Here is a 280-nt window from a genome sequence, read left to right as displayed (position 1 = left end):
GTCGTCGCAGTGGGCGTTGTTCCCGCCGGCCCGGGTGCGGGTCCGTCGCCCGCGTTCGGCGTCGTCCGGGTTGGTCTCGCCTGCCGCGGTCCCGGTCCTGGCCGGGGTCGGGCTGGCCGGGTGGTGGGGGTTCGTGCTGGTCGAAGCCCTGGTCCCGGCCGCTGCGGATGGGTCGTGCCCACGCCTGGCGATGGGTGCCGCGGCGCTGGTCGTGCTGGTCTGCGGCGCCGGCCTGGCCGCCGCGGCCACCGGTGTCCCGTCGGGGCGGGGTCTGCGGTGA

1 protein-coding gene is annotated in these 280 nt (G+C 78.2%); it reads left to right on the top strand.

The genetic code is table 11. From position 1 onward, the window contains the following. The coding region (locus tag FVA95_RS31265; protein ID WP_205016064.1) for a hypothetical protein at positions 1-280 on the top strand (280 nt) is incomplete at its 5' end.

It is taken from the genome of Pseudonocardia sp. EV170527-09 (assembly GCF_008369905.1).
GTDB lineage: Bacteria > Actinomycetota > Actinomycetes > Mycobacteriales > Pseudonocardiaceae > Pseudonocardia.
This window is presented reverse-complemented; position numbering and strand designations above follow the sequence as displayed.